This is a genomic window from Flavimaribacter sediminis (assembly GCF_019492055.1).
Taxonomy (GTDB): domain Bacteria; phylum Pseudomonadota; class Alphaproteobacteria; order Rhizobiales; family Rhizobiaceae; genus Flavimaribacter; species Flavimaribacter sediminis.
The window spans coordinates 557,475-573,211 of record NZ_JAICBX010000001.1; the positions used below are offsets into that span (position 1 = coordinate 557,475).

Genomic DNA, 15,737 nt, shown 5'->3' on the forward strand with positions numbered 1-15,737 from the left:
GTACTTTTGTGATATTACCGTGTATGGTGTACTTTATAAGGTTAGAAATATTTGGTAGGTTTGCAGAGAAAGACCCTGCAGGCGATGTTCTATCGGTCTCTTTCCGGGAATGAACCGGTCAGGAGCTGGCTTCTAGACCTGGACAAGCAGGATCGAAAGGCAATCGGCGAAGATATCGCCACCCTTGAGTTTGAATGGCCGGTCGGGAAACCGAAATGTTCGCCGATGCAGGGAGTGCGGGGTTTGTATGAGGTGCGTTCCAGTATTTCGGATCGCCGCATAGCACGTATATTCTTTGTGATCGTTGGCCGGCGAATGGTGCTGCTGCACGGGTTTATCAAAAAGACCCGGAAGACACCGGACAAGGATCTGAAGACTGCCGTTCAACGTATGAAAGAGGTGCTTGGACATGAGTGAGACCAATCCTCATATCGGGAGTTCGCTTGATGAATTTCTGAAGGAAGACGGCCTGTTTGACGAGGTGAACGCAGTTGCGATCAAGCGTTCTATCGCGTTTCAGATCGAACGCGAGATGCGACAGCAGAGAATAACCAAGTCCGAGATGGCTCGGCGCATGAAGACAAGCGCCAGCCAGCTTTCCCGTTTACTTGATCCCGAAAACGACAGGGTTCAGCTCGATACGCTCGTCAAGGCGGCGTCTGCTGTCGGACGGTCGCTCATCGTCGAACTTACCTGACAGGATGAGGCAAGCCTCAAGCGTCCAGGCAAATCCCGCGCATGGCCGTGAAGGGCCTGCGTGATGCTTGGCGTCGGACAGAGCGCACGGAACCCCAAATGTTTGGAGTTGTTTAAATGCCGGACTGGTGATAGTCCGGCGCGCCATTTTGCATGCACTTGTTGAAATTCTGGTTTTTATATTCTGAAGCGGATTGATGACGGTAGACGGATTTGACTGGGACCGGGGCAACTGGCCCGTCTGCGCCGGGCACGGGTTGACGAGAGCTGAAATTGAATCGGTTTTCGTCGGAGAATTGACGGTATTTGACGAACCCGAAGATCGGAACCGCGAACCGAGGTTCAAGGCGATCGGATACAGCAAATCCGGCCAGCCGGTCTTTGTGGTGTTCCGCATGAGCCGTTTCGGAAGTCTGTCGCTTGTCCGGCCGATCAGCGCCCGCTACCTGCGCAGGAAGGAAGTCAGATACTATGAATTTGAGACGGACGGTGACGCGCCGACCCTTGCCTTCGCTGGAATCTGACGAGGACGCCAGGCGCTTCGTCGATGACGAGGATCTGACGCGATACGATCTTTCGCGCCGCCGGACGATCAAACTCGCATTCGGCTCAAAGGCGGACTGGTCTGATCCAGGTCTGCCGGACAGCCCGTTCAGGGGTTCCGGCTCAAGTTTCGAAGGACGTGATCGCCTGTTTCGGCGTGGGCTCCGTGAGGCCATCCAACGCGTCCTCAAATAGCCGTCCACTATGCCTGTTCTTCAAACCATTTGACAATCTGCGGCATTGACCGCTCGAAGCCACCTGGAATGAAGAAATTGAACAGCGCCGCCTTCTTGTCGGATCGGTTGCGGAAGTCGTGCATGATGTTGGCTGGAATACGAACGAACGCGCCTTTTTCCAATGCGCGCCAGGCGTCGCCGACGAGGATTTCCGGCGCTCCCTCAATGACGAGAAAGATTTCGTCATTCTCGTCATGGCTGTGTGGACCCACGCCTTCGAACCCAGGCTCCATCCACCATTCCGAAGCGCTGTAACGGCATCCGGTTTCCTCCTCGTCCGCTTTGAAAACGGCCGTCAGCTTGCCCATCGCATAGCGTCGGCCTTCACCGGCCGCGAGCATGATCGACGTCATCGGCTTACCGTCTCGTTCCAGCGTTTTTGGGCTTCCTCGGCGCTCACGTCTTCGATCTTCGAAGCGATGAACCAGCTATAGCCGAAGGGATCCGCGACCAGGCCGGTGCGGTATCCAAAGAACTCGTCGCGGAGCGGGCGCAGAACCGTCGCGCCGGCGGCGACGGCATGGTCGAGAAACGCCTCGGAGTCATCGACCTCCAGATGCATCTTGACCGGCGATCCGCCGATGCTGTCGGGGCTGAGCGCGCCGAAATCCGGATACTCGTCGGCGAGCATCAGACACGTTTCCCCGATCGTGATCTCGGCATGGCCGATACGACCGTCGACAGGGTCGTTCAGCCGGTAGGTTTCCACCGCTCCGAAGGCCTCCCGGTAGAAGGCGAGGGCGTCATTGCAATCCTTGACGACCAGATAGGGGCAGACGCGTGTGGCTTTAATCGCAGGCATTGGCGCTCTCCTTGACAAATTTTCATATTACGTTACGTTTCGTTTTATAATGAGTCAAGACAGTGGACATCGCAAACGAAAACCCGGACGGCCGCGTGACGAGGGGGCGAGACGAGCGATTCTTGACGCGGCCTATCGCATGCTGATGGAGCGCGGTCCCGGACGTCTCACAGTCGAGGCGGTCGCCGCGGAAGCGGGCGTAGGCAAGCCGACGATCTATCGCTATTGGGCGAACGCCCAGGAACTGGCGATGGCGGCGCTGATTTCGCGCACCAGCTTTCGAGATCTGGAACTGGTCGAGGCTCCTTCGCTCGGGTCCGCGCTGAAAACTCATATGGCGGATGTCGTCGCTGTTTTTTCGACGAACAGGGGGCGCCAGATCGTTTCGACAATGGCCTCCGCCGATACCGAAAGCGAATTGTCAAAGGCGTTTCGCGGACAGATCATCGAAGGCAGCCGTGCGATCGGCAGGGACATTCTGGCGGTCGCGGTCAAGCGAGGGGAGATCGCAAGCGACACAAATGTCGAACAGGTGCTCGATTTCCTCTATGCGCCGCTTTTCTATCGCCTGCTCACCGGTAAACCGCTTGATCGCGATTACACGGACCGGTCGGTCGACCTCATCGACCGCTTGCTGTCGGGTTGCAGCCGCAGTTCCTCCGTGAAATAAGCTTCTCACTCTTGTTGCTGTCATCCCTGAGGCGTCTCATGCGGCTCGAACGCCCGCCCTTTCTGACACTCGATATTGCTGGTCTGCTTGGCGGCGTTCACGGGGGCAACATTGTCAACGCGGTGGTCGCATTTCTTTTCGCCGCTTCCGCGCCGGTAGCGATCATTCTGACGGCCGGAGCCGTCGGAGGCCTCTCCGAAACCGATATCGCCTCCTGGATATTCGGTTGTTTTTTCATCAATGGGCTGATTTCGCTGGCTTTTTGCCTTGTCTACCGTCAGCCGCTTGTCTTTTTCTGGACCATTCCTGGCACTGTCCTTGTCGGGCAGGCGCTTGAGCATCTCGAGTTTGCGCAAGCAATCGGCGCCTACTACGTCACCGGCGCGCTCATGCTGGTTCTCGGCCTGAGCGGCTGGATGCGCAAATGCATGGCTCTTCTGCCCATGCCGATCGTGATGGCGATGGTGGCCGGAGTGTTCCTCCAGTTCGGCCTCAATCTCATTTTTGCGATTCGCGACGGGTTCATCATCGCAGCGCCGATGACGGCGGTCTTTTTACTGCTCTCGGCCGTCTGTCCACTTGGGAGAATGATGCCGCCTTTGATTGGCGCACTCATCACCGGAGTAATCGCCATTGCCCTGTCGGGCGCGTTCGATTTGAGTGAATCGGCGGCGCCCATACTGGCGGGTCCCAACCTTTACCGACCTGAATTTTCCTGGGGCGCGATTGTGGAACTCGCATTGCCGCTCGCCATCACGGTCCTGGCGGCCCAGAATGCACAAGGCTTCGCCGTACTCGAGCAGTCGGGGCACAAGCCGCCCATCAACATGGTCACGGCGGCGTGCGGCGTTGGCTCCCTGATCGCGGCGACTGTCGGCTCCGTTTCAACGTGCCTTACAGGGCCTGTCAACGCCATACTCGCCAGCGGTGAAGACAAGGGCAATCATTACGTCGCCGGCGTCATGGTGGCGCTGCTGGCTCTGCTATTCGGCGTGTTCGCTCCAGTCTTTACGCGCTTCATGCTGGCGACGCCCGTGGCTTTCCTTGCCGCGCTTGCGGGTCTTGCGCTTCTACGCATCCTGGAGAGGGCTTTCATTGTTTCCTTCAAGGGGGCGTTTTCCCACGGCGCCACAGTCGCCTTTCTTGTCACGGTCGCCAATGTTCCGATCCTTTCGATCGGCGCTCCCTTTTGGGGCTTGCTGATCGGATTCGCCGTGTCCTTTGTGCTCGAAAGGTCCGATTTCGAGAAGCTTTCCGTGGAATAGGAAAACCGCGGTGCAATCAGGTCCACGAAACGATCGCGAACAGCAGCATACCCGGCCAAGGTCCGGAATGCTGACAAGGCTGCGCCGGTCTCTGGTATGTCTAATCTCTTGAGGCTTTCAAGTAGCCGCCGACGGCCCCGCCTACCAGACCCGCAATTGGCAGCCAGGCCATCACATTGTACCCTTCACCGCCACCGATAAATAGAACAAGATACGCTCCAATAACGCCACCAACCAGGCCTATTAATCCATTCTTGATTATTGCTTTGACTTTCGGAGACATCGAGCTTCCTCTCTTATGGTTGCATACAACAATGTAGCATATATCCGTTCCCGGGCGACATTCGACGCATGACGGCGAATTGGAAAGATGGGCTCGAGGCCGTCGTAAGATTTGCGCCCTTTGAAAGTTCCGCGGATCGCGGATATCAGCACTGCGCTGCTTCGCCACCCTTGCGGATCAGCACGAAAGTGTTGGGGAAGTCACGGTAGGAAGGGCTCGATTCACCGCCGGGCCACTGGATACGGATATTGGCGCGCTCCGCAGCGCCGGCGCCAACATGGATGAAGCCCCAATGGCCGGAGGCGTGGCCGCCGCCGTCTGCCCGGAAGCCGCCTGGCATTTCAGGTTTTTGGGAGATATTCGGGTGAAGCGTCGAGATTTCATTGCTGGCAGTGCAAGATTGCTGGGTTTTGCGGTAACTTGGTGCGCCTCCTATGGTTGCGTGAGGATGTTGAATAAGGATGTCATCGATCTCTACAACCGCGCGCCGGTCGGCGCAAAGATTGTAGTGAGGTGATCGCTTGCACACATAGCGGCGATAATAGCCGCCTTTGCGTCGGCGGAAATCCCGGCAATTTGGCGCAAATCGCATCCCTGAACCACCATACTGAAAACGCTGTCGGTATTGGCCTTACGGATACCAGTACTGCGCGGCGTCGTCGCCCTTGCGGATCACCACGAAATTGTTGGCGAAGACCCGGTAGGAGGGACTCCATTCGCCGTCCGGCCACTGGATGCGGATATTGGCGCGCTCGGCGACGCCTGTGCCCACATGGATGAAGCCCGAATGGCCGGAGGCGTGGCCGCCGCCGACCTGAACCTTGCGCACGCGCGTCTCGTTGCCGGATTTCACAAGGATCGTCGCGCCGACCGCATTGCGGTTCGCGTCTTTCTGCTGCAGTTCGATCTCCAGCCAGTTGCCCATCGGTCTGGCCCCGTCGCCGGCGCGACCGCCGAGATTGCGGAACAGGCTCGCCGGTCCGCCGCGATTGACGACAAGAAGATCCAGCATGCCGTCCATGTTGAAATCCGTCACGACCGCGCCCCGGCCGCGCCGATCGAGATCGACGCCCGCCCGGTGGCCGACCTCGACAAAGGAACCGTCGAACTGGCCGAGCAGCAAATTGTCGGGATCATAGGCGGCGAATTCCGGCATCCGCTCGACATTGCCCTTTGCGATGAACAGGTCGAGCCGGCCGTCATTATTGAAATCGGCGAATTCCGAGTGCCAGCCGGTCGAGGGTTTAAGGTCGTCGCCCGTGTAAGGCCGATGGGCGGTCGCGCCGCGCTCGAAGGCGATGTCGCGGTAGACGGGGCGGCCTTCATCGGCCTCCAGATCCAGCGTCTGCAGTTTGGTGTCGCCCATGGAGGTCAGCGCATATTCCGGAAAGCCGTCGGCGTTTATGTCGCCTTCCGCGATGCCCATGCCCCAGATGGTCATGCGCCGCCAGCCGTCCGAGCGGCGATAGAGGCGGGGGGCTTTTCCGGCGTCTATGCGCCACATCTGTTCCTCGCCGCCGTCGCGGTAATATTGCCGGTCGTTGCTCACGCGCAGGTCCGGATGGCCGCTGTGGTCCCAGTCGGTGAACAGCATGGACAGCGCGCAGTAGCCGGGTGACAGCGCCTCCGGCGCGCCGTAGTCGGGCCTCTCGGAATTCTGCGGCCGCATCAACCGGTTGTCGTGGCATGTGCCCCAGGGCGACCCGGGCGCCGACCGGTCGACATAGTTGCCGATCGCGAGCGTGGGAAACATTTGCCCGTCCTCGAAGGTCGCGGCGAAGGCGGTCGACCAGGCGCGACCGCCGTCGAAGGCAAATTCGCGGCTGGCGTTGGTGAACGAGCAGTCCTCGCCGCCCTTGAGCACGAGATTGCGCCCGACCTTCAGGACGACGACGTCGCGAAAGCCGTCATTGTCGATATCGATCGGGTAGAGGCCGGTGACCTTTTCGAGATCGGACGCTTTGACGTCGATTGCGCGCTTTTCGAATCTCAGGTCGCCGCCGGCCTCGCTGCGATTGACGAAAAGCTGCGTCTCGCTTGCGCCGCCGGCGAGCATAAGATCGGGAAACCGGTCGCCGTTGCAGTCGAAGGAGGCCGCGCCGCCGCCGACGAAGAACTCCCATGGTCCGAGATACTGATGATCGATGCCGGCGCTTTCCGCCACTTCCTGCATTGCGGGTATGTCCATCGCCAGATCGTCCGCGGACACGTCCTGCGCGCTCGCCGCATTGGCGGAAAAGATGGCGTATGAAACCAAGGCGAGGAGACGTCTCATTCAGGTATCTCCATCGTCTTGAGAAAGGCGATCAGCGCCCGGCGGTCGTCCTCGTCGGCGTTGGCATAGCGGTCGCGGCTTTCCCTTGCCTCGCCGCCATGAGCGAGAATCACCTCGTTGAGCGTCGTCAGGTCGCCGCGATGGCCATAGGGCGCGGTGGAAGCGATGCCCCACAATTCGCTGGTCATGAAGATGTCGCGTTCGACGAAACGCTGGGCGAGCAGTTCGTTGCCCAGCACAGCGACCTGCCGGTCGGCGATCTTGTGGCGCTTCAGGTCGCCGAAAAGCGGCACGAGTACGCGGCCCTCGTCATCCCTGGGCAGAGTTTTCGCCCAGTCGAGCAGGGCCAGATCGTATACCGCGCCTTCGCCTCCCTCGCCGAGCCGCAGCGTACCGGCCGCGTCGAGTGGGCCGGGATCGGAAAAGACGAGGCTGTCCAGAGGAAGCGTGGGCCGGTGACAGTCGGCGCATCCGAAATCGTCAAACCGCGCGCGGCCTTCGCCTGCAAGCCTCTGCCATTCTGCATTTTCGGGCTTGCGCGTCACGGGCGGCGGACGCGACGCCTGCCAGGCGACGAGCGCCGAGACGTCGCCGGTCGTGATTTCGCGATCGTGGCTGTCCCCGTCGAAATCGGCCTCGCCGGTCCAGCGCGCGCCAAAGCGCTCGTCGGCCTGCATGCCGTGGTGATCGTTCAGCGCGTTGATCGTGAACTGGCGCAGCGACGTCATGACGCCTTTCTGGCTGAACGGACGGATCACCAGATCCGTGTCGATCCCGTCCAGGCCCGTCAGGTCGACAATGCCGTCCGGATGGATCGTCAAAACGCCGAAATCCACACCCTTCGATACGAGACGCACGGTCTGTTCGACGCCGCCTGATTTCGCCTTGCGGATGGCCTGGTTGCGCTGGCTCTGCAGGTCGGCGCTCATTTCGCGCGCCAGCAGTTCCACCAGTCCGGCGCCCATCAGATGATTGGTGTTGCGCTCGTTGGAGAATTGCGGATCGACGGAATCGAAATCGGCGTTGCCGAAGCCTTCCGAGACGAAGACGTTGACCGAAAAGTCGCCCGCGCCGCCGACGACAGGGTCGTTATGGCAGGACGAGCAGGCGTTCGCGTCCATGCCCTGCATGCGCTGGAAGGCCTGTTCAACGGGACGCTTGCGCTTGGTGGGGATGATTGCCTGCGTGGCCAGCGGCCGCCCGGCGCCGTCGACGGTGGTGTACTTGGCGACAAAAAGCGCCTCGCCGGCGTCAATCAACTCCCCAAGGCGAGCCGCATCCAGTGTTCCAGTGTAATCGCGCTGATCGATATGCCGGGAAACCGCGTTCTCAGACCACGGGTCCGCCGCGCCCGCGGCGCCAGCGATGGTAAGTACTGCGACACAAGACAGGGGAATGAAACGATCATACCGCATCGGTGAAGATCTTCTGGTGCGGCGCCGTCGACCGGGCGATTTCCTCGTCGAGTTCCAGCAGGGCCGTTATCGTGCAGCCTTCCATGATCAGTGGTTTCTCGTCGGGAAAGCAGGAAATTTCAATTCCGGAACCTGAAACATACGGATTGATGTCGCCGATGGCCCGGCGCAGCGAACCTTCGATGAAGCCATAGGCGCGGGTGCCGTGGCCGACGAGCGCGACAGGAAAGGGATCGACGAGGGCAAACATGTTGGCCAGTCCTGTTCCCAGCGCTTCGCCGGCTTCCGCGAATGCGGCGATCGAATCCGCATCGCCGTTCTTCGCAGCCTCCATGATCCCGGACATCTCGGCCTGCGCGATATCATTGCGCGGGGCCGATTCCGAACCGGCGTTGGTGGCTCTGCGGTAAATCGCGTAATCGCCTGCATAGGCCTCGATGCAGCCGGAGCGCCCGCACCGGCACAACGCGCCGCGCGGCATGTGCGACAAATGCCCGAACTCCGTTGCGGACGAGCGAATGCCGGTCACCAACTCGCCGTTCAGCATCAGGCCCATTCCGATGCCGTGGGAGAGCAGAACCGCCGCGAAATTGTCTGCGAACCGCTCCGGGTCGCGCCAGTGCAGGGCAAGCGCAATCATGCAGCAATCATTGGAAACCCGGGCCGGAACCCCGAAGGCGTCTTCAAGCGCTTCCTTCATGCCGATATTTCGGTAGCGTGTAATGGGTGACCACAACATCGCCGTGCCTTCGACATCGGTGATGCCCTGGACGCCGAGTTCGATGCGCTCCAGTTGCCCGGCGCCGGGGGGAAGGGTGGCCAAGGCGTCGGAAATGGTCTCGATCAGCGTCCGGGGAAATTCTTCTGGTCCGGCTTCCCGCGCCTTGAACGGGCGGTCGATTTCCGCAACCGTTTTTCCCGCGTAGTCGCAGACCGTCACTGCAATCCGGTCGAGCTGCTGGACAGCCGACGCAACGAGCGCCGCATTCGGGTTGAGGGACAGTCGAACCTGCGGGCGCCCGCGCCGGAGTGCGCCGTCTTCTGCGCCCTGGAGGCTGACGATCACAGCCTCGTCGAGCAGCTCCGAAGTGATTGCCGAAACGGTCGATGCGCTCAGCCCGGTTTCCTGGCTGATATGTTTGCGAGAGACCTTCGCATGATGTCTGAGCACGCTCAGAATCCGTCTGCGATTACTCTTGCGAACGTCGTCCGATCGTCCAAAATCGACCACTGTCTCCCGGTCCTCCCAAAACTTGCTAAATAATGCTGCGTTGCGAAAAAAATGATTCGTTGCAATAACTTAGCCCGGTTGATTTTTGATGTTGACACAGCTTTTGGAATAAGTCACTATTTTTTTCGAGCCTCGAATTAAATGGCTCATCAGCATGTGCTGACATTGTCCGGCTTGTCGGGCGATGCCTACTCATCGGGAGGTTACAGTTATGAAAATTTTGACCGCTGCACTCATGGGTGCAGTTTTTGCCGTGTCGGCTGCGGGTAGCGCGCTGGCGGAAGGCAAGACCATCGGCGTATCCTGGTCGAACTTCCAGGAAGAGCGCTGGAAGACCGACGAAGCCGCCATGAAAGGCGCGATCGAAGCCGCCGGCGACACCTATATTTCGGCGGACGCGCAGTCGTCGGCCGCCAAGCAGTTGACGGACGTCGAGTCGCTGATCGCCCAGGGCGCAGACGCCCTGATCATCCTCTCGCAGGACGCCAGCGCGATCGGCCCGGCAGTTGAGAAGGCCTCGGCGGAAGGTATTCCGGTTGTCGGCTACGACCGTCTCATCGAAAATCCGGAAGCGTTCTACATCACCTTCGACAACAAGGAAGTCGGACGCATGCAGGCGCGCGCCGTCTTCGCCGCTCAGCCGGAAGGCAACTACGCCTTCATCAAGGGCTCTTCGGCCGATCCGAACGCCGATTTCCTGTTTTCCGGTCAGATGGAAGTCCTGAAGGAAGCGCTGGATTCCGGCAAGGTCAAGAATGTCGGCGAAGCCTACACCGACGGCTGGAAGCCTGAAAACGCCCAGAAGAACATGGAGCAGATTCTGACCGCCAACGACAACAATGTCGATGCGGTTGTCGCCTCCAACGACGGCACCGCCGGCGGTGTGGTCGCAGCGCTGGCGGCGCAGGGCATGGACGGCTCGGTGCCGGTGTCCGGTCAGGACGGCGACCACGCCGCTCTCAACCGCGTCGCGCTCGGAACGCAGACTGTTTCGGTCTGGAAGGACGCTCGCGAGCTCGGCAAGAACGCCGCCGCGATCGCCTCCATGCTGGCTGACGGCAAGGCGATGTCGGACATTCCGGGATCCCAGAGCTGGTCCGGCGGACCGAACGGCGTGGAAATGACCGCGGTCTTCCTCGCTCCTGTTCCGATCACCAGGGACAATCTGAACGTCGTTATCGACGCCGGATGGGTCTCCAAGGACGTCGTCTGTCAGGGCGTCAAAGCCGGCTCGGTCAACGCCTGCAACTAAAACCGTTCCCCCTTGCGGGAAGGATGCGCCGCGACCCCAATGGTCGCGGCGTTTCTGTAAGGCGCGCTTTATAGTAGAATAGTCAGTCGGGAGGGACCGGCCATGTCAAACAGCACTCCAAAGCGGGCTTCTGCCGGCGACGGGCCCCGCGCGGCCGATCTGTCGCCGATTGGTCGCTTCTTCAAGGCGACAGAGCTCGACACCCGCATGCTGGGCATGATCGGCGCCTTGCTGCTGATCTGGATCCTGTTCGACATCTTTTCCGGCGGTTTGTTTCTCACCCCCCGAAACCTGTGGAACCTGTCGGTTCAAACGGCTTCGGTCGCGGTTATGGCGACCGGCATGGTGCTGGTGATCGTCACCCGCAACATCGACCTTTCCGTCGGCTCCGTCCTTGGCTTCGTCGGCATGATAATGGCCGTCACGCAGGCCGAAATACTCCCGCAATATATCGGTTTCGACAATCCGTTCACCTGGGTGATCGCGGTTCTGGTCGGCGTCGTCGTCGGCGGTCTCATCGGCGCGCTGCATGGTTATGTGATCGCCTATCTCGGCGTTCCCTCGTTTATCGTCACCCTTGGCGGTCTGCTCGTCTGGCGCGGCGCGGCATGGTGGGTGACGTCGGGACGCACCGTGGCGCCGATGGATTCGATATTCAGGCTGATCGGCGGCGGGCCGGCCGGCTCAATCGGGGCGATGGCGAGCTGGATTGTCGGGCTTGTCGCCTGCGCCGCCATGATCGCGCTCATCGCCAATGCGCGGCGGCAGAGGCAACGCTTCCAGTTTCCGCTTCGCCCGCTCTGGGCCGAAGGATTTCTCGCCGGCGTCGGATGCCTCATCGTGCTCGGCGCCGTCTGGGTCGTCAACAGCTACTACTGGCCGGTCGGCATCGTCCGGCGCTATATCCGCGACAACAATCTCGACATAGAGGCTTCGGAAGTTTTCATCGCCCACGGCCTCGCCATTCCGGTTCTGATCGCCATCGCCGTCGGCATTGTCATGACCTTCATCGCCACGCGAACGCGCTTCGGACGCTATGTGTTTGCGCTCGGCGGAAACCCGGAAGCGGCCGATCTCGCCGGCATCAACACGCGCTGGGTCACGATGAAGATCTTCATCATCATGGGCGTGCTCTGCGCGATCGCTGCAGCGATTTCCACGGCCCGCCTCAACGCGGCGACCAATGCGCAAGGCACGCTGGATGAGCTCCTGACCATCGCCGCGGCGGTCATCGGCGGAACGTCGCTTGCCGGCGGCGTCGGCACGATCGCAGGCGCGATGATCGGCGCCGTCGTCATGCAGTCGCTGCAGTCGGGCATGGTGCTTATGGGGCTCGATACGCCGCTGCAGAACATCGTGGTCGGCGTCGTTCTCGTGATCGCGGTCTGGCTCGATTCCCTCTACCGCAAGACGCGTCACTGATTTTGGGAGATCTGATAATGAATACGCAGACCTCAACCACGGCCCTCGTCGAAATGAACAATGTCAGCATCTCCTTCGGCGGCATTCATGCCGTCGACGATGCGACTGTCGACCTTTTTCCTGGCGAGGTCGTCGGCCTGCTCGGCCACAACGGCGCCGGCAAATCGACGCTGATCAAGATTCTCTCCGGCGCCTATCAGCGCGACAGCGGCACGATTTCCATCGACGGCAAGCCCGCGACGATCAACAATCCGCGCGACGCCAAGGCCTATGGCATCGAGACGATCTACCAGACCCTGGCGCTCGCCGACAATGTGGACACCGCGGCCAATCTCTATCTCGGGCGCGAACTGAAGACCGCCTGGGGCACGCTCGACGACGTTGCCATGGAGGCGAAGGCGCGCGAGGTCATGGGCCGGCTCAATCCGCGTTTCCAGCGCTTCAAGGAGCCGGTCAAGGCGCTGTCCGGCGGTCAGCGGCAATCCGTGGCGATCGCCCGCGCGATCCTGTTCAACGCGCGCATCCTGATCATGGACGAGCCGACCGCCGCGCTCGGGCCGGAGGAAACTGCGCAGGTCGCCGATCTCATCCTGCAACTCAAGGCCGAAGGCATCGGCATTTTCCTGATTAGCCACGATATCCACGATGTTTTCGACCTCGCCGACCGCGTCGGCGTCATGAAAAATGGCCAGTTCGTGGGCTATGCCAAAACCACGGACGTCACCAAGGACGAGGTGCTTGGCATGATCATCGCCGGAAAATGTCCGCCCGGCGCTCAGCCTGGTCCCGGCGCGCTCGCCGCCTGACGGCGTCGCGGCGACAGATTTATTGGAGGTAGTATGTATCTGGGGTTCGATCTGGGCACGTCCGGTGTCAAGGCGCTACTGATTGGCGCGGATCAGTCCATTGCAGGATCGGCGACAGCTCCGCTGGAGGTGTCACGACCGGCCTCGGGCTGGTCGGAGCAGGATCCCGCGCACTGGATCGAAGCGACAAAAAAGGCCGTGGCGGAGTTGCGCAGCGCGCATCCGGACGCCTTTTCCGCAGTCCGGGGCATAGGTTTGTCCGGGCAGATGCATGGCGCGACGCTGCTTGACGAAAGCGACAATGTTCTGCGCCCCTGCATCCTGTGGAACGACACGCGCAGCTACAAGGAAGCCGCAGAACTCGACGCCGATCCGCGCTTTCGCGAGATTTCCGGCAATATCGTTTTTCCGGGCTTCACTGCGCCGAAGCTTGTCTGGGTCCGCAACAACGAGCCGGAGATTTTCGGCAGGACCGCAAAGGTTCTCCTTCCGAAGGACTACCTGCGCCTGTGGCTCACCGGCGAGCATGTTTCGGAAATGTCGGATGCCGCGGGCACAAGCTGGCTCGACGTCAGCGCGCGCGCCTGGTCTGACGCGCTGCTCGACGCTTCCTTCATGGACGCAAGCCAGATGCCGCGTCTCGTCGAAGGGTCCGATGCGAGCGGGATGCTTCGCTCCGAAATCGCTTCCGAATGGGGCCTCGCGCATCCCGTGACGGTCGCCGGCGGCGCCGGAGACAATGCGGCGACCGCTATCGGCATGGGTATTCTCGAAGAGGGCTCCGCCTTCCTGTCGCTCGGCACCTCAGGCGTGGTATTTGCGGCGAACAGCGCCTATCGGCCCAACGCCGAAAGCGCGGTCCACACCTTTTGCCACGCGGTTCCGGCGCGCTGGCACCAGATGGGCGTCATCCTGTCCGCCACCGATACTTTGAACTGGTTCTCCGGCGTCACCGGCAAGTCGGCCAGCGAGTTGACGAGCGAACTGGGCGGCGACTTGCGCGGGCCAGCGGCGATCTTCCTTCCCTATCTTTCCGGCGAGCGCACGCCCCACAACGACGCGCATATCCGCGGCGCGCTGACCGGTATTTCGCATGGAACCGACCGGCCGGCCATTACCGCCGCAATCCTGCAGGGCGTCGCCTTCGCCTTCCGCGACTGCATCGAGGCGCTCGCCGCGGCCGGCACCCGCATCGACAGGCTGATCGCCAGCGGCGGCGGTTCGCGATCCGACTACTGGCTTAAGACCGTGGCGACGGTGCTCGACGTACCGATCGACGTCCCGGCAGCAGGCGAAGTGGGCGCGGCGTTCGGAGCGGCGCGTCTCGGAATGCTGGCAGCCGAAGGAGCCGATCCTGCGGCGACCTGCACCATGCCGGCCGTCGAACACACGATCGAACCGGAGCGCGCGCTTACCGACGCGTTCGGCGAAGCCTATCAGACCTATCGAAAAACCTACACGGCATTGCGGAGTATATGAGAATGAGCACGCGCTACTTTGGAGATATCGAACCTGTTTCCTATGAAGGAGCAGACAGCACAAACCCGTTGGCGTTCCGCTTCTACAATCCGGACGAGATCGTCATGGGCAAGCGCATGGAAGACCATCTGCGTTTCGCCGTATGCTACTGGCACAATTTCGTATGGCCGGGCCTCGATCCGTTCGGCGGCCAGACCTTCGACCGGCCCTGGTTCGGAGACACGCTGGATCTGGCGAAACAGAAGGCCGATGTCGCCTTCGACATGTTCACCCTTCTGCGCTCGCCCTTCTACTGTTTTCACGATGCGGATGTCCGGCCGGAAGGCGACAGCTTCGCGGAAAACACCAGCAACCTGAACGCAATCGCCGATTATTTCGAGGAAAAGCAGGCGGAGACCGGGGTAAAGCTGCTCTGGGGCACGGCCAACCTGTTCTCTCACAAGCGCTATATGGCGGGCGCCGCCACCAACCCCGATCCGGACGTCTTCGCCTTTGCAGCGGCGACAGTGAAGACCTGCATCGACGTGACCCACCGGCTCGGAGGCGAGAATTATGTGCTTTGGGGCGGTCGCGAAGGATACGAGACGCTGCTCAACACGAATATCGGCCAGGAACTCGACCAGATGGGGCGCTTTCTCAACATGGTCGTCGAGTACAAGCACAAGATCGGTTTCAAGGGCGAGATCCTCGTCGAGCCGAAACCGCAGGAGCCAACCAAGCACCAGTATGATTTCGATGTCTCTACCGTTTACGGTTTCCTGAAGCGCTACGGTCTGGAAGGCGAGGTCAAGATGAACATCGAGCAGGGTCACGCAATCCTCGCCGGCCATTCCTTCGAGCATGAACTCGCAACGGCCGCCGCACTCGGCCTGCTGGGATCGATCGACATGAACCGCAACGATTACCAGTCCGGATGGGATACGGACCAGTTCCCGAACAACGTTCCGGAAATGGCGCTCGCCTATTATCACATCCTGCAGGCTGGCGGCTTTACGACGGGCGGCACGAATTTCGACGCCAAGCTGCGGCGTCAGTCGATCGAGCCGGATGACCTTCTGATCGCCCATATCGGCGGCATGGACTGTTGTGCGCGTGGTCTCAAGGCCGCCGCGAAAATGATCGAGGACGGTGTCCTCTCCGGATTTGTCGCCGAGCGTTATTCCGGCTGGCAGGGCGGGGAGGCGCAGAAGATGCTCAACGGCGACTATTCGCTCGAAGACATCGCGGCCTATGTGGAACAGTCGGAAGTCAATCCTGAGCCGAAATCCGGCCGACAGGAATACCTGGAGAATGTCGTCAATCGCTACGTTTGACGCATTGCAAAAAAACGCTCTTGCCTTGTCGGGGAAAGATGCAATGCTG

At 60.8% G+C, this 15,737-nt stretch carries 17 protein-coding genes and 1 pseudogene; 11 read left to right on the forward strand and 7 right to left on the reverse strand.

What is annotated here, in order from left to right; genetic code table 11:
• Positions 1–51 precede the first annotated feature (51 nt).
• The 3 genes from K1W69_RS02660 to K1W69_RS02670 all read left to right on the forward strand — a co-directional run bounded on the left by K1W69_RS02660 (position 52) and on the right by K1W69_RS02670 (position 1,220).
• Positions 52–417 (forward strand): type II toxin-antitoxin system RelE/ParE family toxin, encoded by a 366-nt coding sequence (locus tag K1W69_RS02660; RefSeq protein WP_258570776.1) that lies wholly within the window; start codon positions 52–54, stop codon positions 415–417.
• The gene (locus tag K1W69_RS02665; RefSeq protein WP_220226782.1) at positions 410–697 is read left to right on the forward strand and encodes a helix-turn-helix domain-containing protein; all 288 of its coding nucleotides are present in this window, start codon (positions 410–412) and stop codon (positions 695–697) included. The genes K1W69_RS02660 and K1W69_RS02665 overlap by 8 nt, the downstream gene beginning before the upstream one ends.
• Positions 698–893: 196 nt before the next feature.
• Entirely contained in the window at positions 894–1,220 is a 327-nt protein-coding gene (locus K1W69_RS02670; protein WP_220226783.1) for a BrnT family toxin, read from the forward strand.
• A gap of 221 nt (positions 1,221–1,441) precedes the next feature.
• Here the strand turns inward: K1W69_RS02670 and K1W69_RS02675 are convergent, their stop codons facing one another.
• Both K1W69_RS02675 and K1W69_RS02680 read right to left on the reverse strand, forming a co-directional pair.
• Positions 1,442–1,828, reverse strand: coding sequence for a cupin domain-containing protein (locus K1W69_RS02675; RefSeq protein WP_220226784.1), 387 nt, complete (start codon positions 1,826–1,828; stop codon positions 1,442–1,444).
• On the reverse strand, positions 1,825–2,277 hold the full coding sequence (locus K1W69_RS02680) for a VOC family protein (protein WP_220226785.1): 453 nt from the start codon (positions 2,275–2,277) through the stop codon (positions 1,825–1,827). The genes K1W69_RS02675 and K1W69_RS02680 overlap by 4 nt, the downstream gene beginning before the upstream one ends.
• 49 nt (positions 2,278–2,326) lie before the next feature.
• On the opposite strand from K1W69_RS02680, the gene K1W69_RS02685 reads away from it, so the two are divergent.
• Positions 2,327–2,947: a TetR/AcrR family transcriptional regulator gene (locus tag K1W69_RS02685; protein ID WP_220226786.1), complete on the forward strand. Its 621-nt coding sequence runs from the start codon at positions 2,327–2,329 to the stop codon at positions 2,945–2,947.
• A gap of 38 nt (positions 2,948–2,985) precedes the next feature.
• Positions 2,986–4,212: a benzoate/H(+) symporter BenE family transporter gene (locus K1W69_RS02690; RefSeq protein WP_220226787.1), complete on the forward strand. Its 1,227-nt coding sequence runs from the start codon at positions 2,986–2,988 to the stop codon at positions 4,210–4,212.
• Positions 4,213–4,312: 100 nt separating this feature from the next.
• Here the strand turns inward: K1W69_RS02690 and K1W69_RS02695 are convergent, their stop codons facing one another.
• Both K1W69_RS02695 and K1W69_RS02700 read right to left on the reverse strand, forming a co-directional pair.
• The gene (locus K1W69_RS02695) at positions 4,313–4,495 is read right to left on the reverse strand and encodes a hypothetical protein (protein ID WP_220226788.1); all 183 of its coding nucleotides are present in this window, start codon (positions 4,493–4,495) and stop codon (positions 4,313–4,315) included.
• Positions 4,496–4,640: 145 nt separating this feature from the next.
• Positions 4,641–4,835 carry a hypothetical protein gene (locus tag K1W69_RS02700; protein WP_220226789.1) on the reverse strand — a complete coding sequence of 65 codons (195 nt, stop codon included), beginning with the start codon at positions 4,833–4,835 and terminating at the stop codon, positions 4,641–4,643.
• Positions 4,836–4,919: 84 nt separating this feature from the next.
• Here K1W69_RS02700 and K1W69_RS27390 point away from each other — a divergent pair.
• Positions 4,920–5,012, forward strand: a pseudogene (locus K1W69_RS27390) (L,D-transpeptidase family protein); the annotation flags it as partial.
• Positions 5,013–5,126: 114 nt separating this feature from the next.
• Here the strand turns inward: K1W69_RS27390 and K1W69_RS02705 are convergent.
• Genes K1W69_RS02705 through K1W69_RS02715 form a run of 3 tightly spaced genes read right to left on the reverse strand, consistent with a single transcriptional unit; the run spans position 5,127 to position 9,416 of the window.
• Positions 5,127–6,770: an FG-GAP repeat domain-containing protein gene (locus K1W69_RS02705; protein ID WP_220226790.1), complete on the reverse strand. Its 1,644-nt coding sequence runs from the start codon at positions 6,768–6,770 to the stop codon at positions 5,127–5,129.
• Positions 6,767–8,185, reverse strand: coding sequence for a di-heme oxidoredictase family protein (locus tag K1W69_RS02710; RefSeq protein ID WP_220226791.1), 1,419 nt, complete (start codon positions 8,183–8,185; stop codon positions 6,767–6,769). The genes K1W69_RS02705 and K1W69_RS02710 overlap by 4 nt, the downstream gene beginning before the upstream one ends.
• Positions 8,175–9,416, reverse strand: a complete 1,242-nt coding sequence (locus tag K1W69_RS02715) for an ROK family transcriptional regulator (RefSeq protein WP_370688162.1) — start codon at positions 9,414–9,416, stop codon at positions 8,175–8,177. The genes K1W69_RS02710 and K1W69_RS02715 overlap by 11 nt, the downstream gene beginning before the upstream one ends.
• A gap of 211 nt (positions 9,417–9,627) precedes the next feature.
• Between K1W69_RS02715 and xylF the strand changes: the two genes are divergently transcribed.
• The 5 genes from xylF to xylA all read left to right on the forward strand — a co-directional run bounded on the left by xylF (position 9,628) and on the right by xylA (position 15,688).
• Positions 9,628–10,668, forward strand: coding sequence for a D-xylose ABC transporter substrate-binding protein (xylF, locus tag K1W69_RS02720; RefSeq protein ID WP_220226793.1), 1,041 nt, complete (start codon positions 9,628–9,630; stop codon positions 10,666–10,668).
• 102 nt (positions 10,669–10,770) lie between these two features.
• The gene (locus tag K1W69_RS02725; RefSeq protein WP_220226794.1) at positions 10,771–12,090 is read left to right on the forward strand and encodes a sugar ABC transporter permease; all 1,320 of its coding nucleotides are present in this window, start codon (positions 10,771–10,773) and stop codon (positions 12,088–12,090) included.
• A 17-nt stretch (positions 12,091–12,107) separates the two neighbouring features.
• The gene (locus tag K1W69_RS02730) at positions 12,108–12,896 is read left to right on the forward strand and encodes an ATP-binding cassette domain-containing protein (protein WP_220226795.1); all 789 of its coding nucleotides are present in this window, start codon (positions 12,108–12,110) and stop codon (positions 12,894–12,896) included.
• A 33-nt stretch (positions 12,897–12,929) separates the two neighbouring features.
• Positions 12,930–14,375, forward strand: a complete 1,446-nt coding sequence (xylB, locus tag K1W69_RS02735) for a xylulokinase (protein ID WP_220226796.1) — start codon at positions 12,930–12,932, stop codon at positions 14,373–14,375.
• A gap of 2 nt (positions 14,376–14,377) precedes the next feature.
• A complete protein-coding gene (xylA, locus tag K1W69_RS02740; RefSeq protein ID WP_220226797.1) occupies positions 14,378–15,688 on the forward strand; it encodes a xylose isomerase in 1,311 nt (436 codons plus the stop codon).
• The last annotated feature ends 49 nt before the right edge of the window (positions 15,689–15,737 follow it).

Coding starts and splice junctions, on each gene's coding strand:
- K1W69_RS02665 (WP_220226782.1), top strand. CDS start 410: ATGAGTGAGACCAATCCTCATATCGGGAGTTCGCTTGATGAATTTCTG.
- K1W69_RS02670 (WP_220226783.1), top strand. CDS start 894: ATGACGGTAGACGGATTTGACTGGGACCGGGGCAACTGGCCCGTCTGC.
- K1W69_RS02675 (WP_220226784.1), bottom strand. CDS start 1,828: ATGACGTCGATCATGCTCGCGGCCGGTGAAGGCCGACGCTATGCGATG.
- K1W69_RS02680 (WP_220226785.1), bottom strand. CDS start 2,277: ATGCCTGCGATTAAAGCCACACGCGTCTGCCCCTATCTGGTCGTCAAG.
- K1W69_RS02685 (WP_220226786.1), top strand. CDS start 2,327: ATGAGTCAAGACAGTGGACATCGCAAACGAAAACCCGGACGGCCGCGT.
- K1W69_RS02690 (WP_220226787.1), top strand. CDS start 2,986: ATGCGGCTCGAACGCCCGCCCTTTCTGACACTCGATATTGCTGGTCTG.
- K1W69_RS02695 (WP_220226788.1), bottom strand. CDS start 4,495: ATGTCTCCGAAAGTCAAAGCAATAATCAAGAATGGATTAATAGGCCTG.
- K1W69_RS02700 (WP_220226789.1), bottom strand. CDS start 4,835: ATGCCAGGCGGCTTCCGGGCAGACGGCGGCGGCCACGCCTCCGGCCAT.
- K1W69_RS02705 (WP_220226790.1), bottom strand. CDS start 6,770: ATGAGACGTCTCCTCGCCTTGGTTTCATACGCCATCTTTTCCGCCAAT.
- K1W69_RS02710 (WP_220226791.1), bottom strand. CDS start 8,185: ATGCGGTATGATCGTTTCATTCCCCTGTCTTGTGTCGCAGTACTTACC.
- xylF (WP_220226793.1), top strand. CDS start 9,628: ATGAAAATTTTGACCGCTGCACTCATGGGTGCAGTTTTTGCCGTGTCG.
- K1W69_RS02725 (WP_220226794.1), top strand. CDS start 10,771: ATGTCAAACAGCACTCCAAAGCGGGCTTCTGCCGGCGACGGGCCCCGC.
- K1W69_RS02730 (WP_220226795.1), top strand. CDS start 12,108: ATGAATACGCAGACCTCAACCACGGCCCTCGTCGAAATGAACAATGTC.
- xylB (WP_220226796.1), top strand. CDS start 12,930: ATGTATCTGGGGTTCGATCTGGGCACGTCCGGTGTCAAGGCGCTACTG.
- xylA (WP_220226797.1), top strand. CDS start 14,378: ATGAGCACGCGCTACTTTGGAGATATCGAACCTGTTTCCTATGAAGGA.